Here is a 1,981-nt window from a genome sequence, read left to right as displayed (position 1 = left end):
CAACAACCCGCCGTTAAATCGGGGTACCGATTTTAACGGGGGCTTGAAATCAAGCCCAAGTTGACCAGACTGTGCACCAATCATGTACTCCGTTAGTGGGAGTCTCCAAAGGGGGAAGATAGATGAAAGTTATGTTACGTCGTGGCAGCGGCGATCAATTAATTGTTTACGTTGCCAAAAAAGATTTGGAAGAAGAAGTAGTGAGCGAAACCGAATTAAATGGCAACACTATTTTGACTTTAACCAATGGTTGGAAACTAGAAATTAGTGATTTAATCGCCCCTTTAAAATTACCCAAAACCGTAGAAGCTAAACGGTTAGCTTAGGTTGGGTTAGTACCCCCAAATAAACCCGCCTTTTAAATGGAGTTTTAAAATCCAATAAAGGAATTCAAAAATCACAGAAAAAGCGGGTTTATTTAACAATAATCACTCCCTAGAATTCACCCAATCTTAATTAGGGCTTGCTGAAAAAAGGTGAAAAGTCACCCAATAAAAACGCGCTTACTTTATTGCTTAGGTTTCATTAACCAGAATTTTCACTCAGTTAACGATTCTTCACAACAGGTTAGCGCATTCACGGCTTGGGGCTAAAAAATACCCCCCAAGTCAAAAATAAAAAACATGATCAATCTTACATCTCCAAGGCATCTCTGGCAACAAAAATCCAATAAATTTAGCTTTTCCGTCACAAGCCTCCCACTGAAGGTACTCTGTTCAGTAGTGAGATGTAAGGCGGTTAAAAACCGCGACCTCTGGCCAATTCAATCCGCAGGATTGACAGGAAGGGAGTCAGCTTCGTTTTTAACACTCTCTATATTTGGTAATCTGTCAACCCAGTCTTCTACTATCTGTGTGACTGTCTTATCTTTGATTAGGGCATAAGAACGAAGTTTATTTAATCTGCGCTCAGACATTCTGACATTTAATCTAGTAGTTTTCATTTCCGTCTACCCGTTGTCGTCACTTTTATACTATCATAGTCATAGCGATTGAGGAAAAACAAGTGAGGATAGCATATCAATACAAGCTGCGACCAAAAAGGCAGCCAGCCATAGAGATAGCTCAATAAAAAATAGATCGGTAGGGCGCCCATTTTAAAAGCTCAGTTAACGTCCAAAGCAATAGCCGGAGTCGCTGTCGCTGAGAAGCCTAGACTGTACTCTGTGAGTGTAGGAATATTTCAACTATCGGGACTTAAACAAAAAAGAGAAATAAAACGGCTATAATTACAACAGGGTAAGTATTATACGTTGAGAGGCTTCGATGAAAAAAACCACTCCATCTGCTATGCCACCATGCTTTGAGAAATGGTGTGCTAGGTTCGATCCGGTGTTGAGCAATCCATCTCAAAAAAGAGGATTTAGGCACTATTTAGGCGGATTATTGGGCGAAAGTGAACGAAAAAACTTAACTCAGATGTCAAATAACGCAGTAGGTGTGGTTTATCACCAATTGCATCATTTTTTGACAGAAGCAACCTGGGACGCAGAGAAAGTCAACGAGCGACGACTGCAAATCATGCAACAATGCAGTCAAACAAAGGTCAGGAAAGGATTTACTTTAATAATTGATGATTCAGGACACCGAAAAAGTGGTAAGGAAACGGCGGGGATTGGAAGACAATACATAGGAGAAATCGGCAAAACCGATAATGGAATCGTGTTGGTAACGACCCACTTATATGATGGGGTAAAAAGTCTGCCTTTAGATGTGGAATTGTATCAACACGCGAGTTCATTACCAGGAGGAAAGCAAGATTCAGATTTCGTTAAAAAGCCAGACCTAGCATTGAAGTTAATCGACAAATGCCTAAGCCGAGGGTCTAAACCGGGAGTCGTATTAGTAGATGCTGGATATGGAAATAATCGGACTTTTTTGAAACAATTAGAGTCAAGAAAGCTAAAATACATAGCTGGATTAGCAAAAAACAGGAAAGTTGTTTGTCAACAGCAACATGAGGGAGAAAAAGTTAACATTAG

2 protein-coding genes are annotated in these 1,981 nt (G+C 40.2%); both read left to right on the top strand.

Annotated elements, in window-relative coordinates; genetic code table 11:
* Positions 1-122 precede the first annotated feature (122 nt).
* Positions 123-326: a putative nitrogen fixation protein NifT gene (nifT, locus tag PL8927_RS27505; protein WP_083627094.1), complete on the top strand. Its 204-nt coding sequence runs from the start codon at positions 123-125 to the stop codon at positions 324-326.
* 939 nt (positions 327-1,265) lie between these two features.
* The coding region (locus tag PL8927_RS27500) for an IS701 family transposase (protein ID WP_156093357.1) at positions 1,266-1,981 on the top strand (716 nt) is incomplete at its 3' end.

This window comes from Planktothrix serta PCC 8927 (genome assembly GCF_900010725.2).
GTDB classification, from domain to species: Bacteria; Cyanobacteriota; Cyanobacteriia; order Cyanobacteriales; family Microcoleaceae; genus Planktothrix; species Planktothrix serta.
This window is presented reverse-complemented; position numbering and strand designations above follow the sequence as displayed.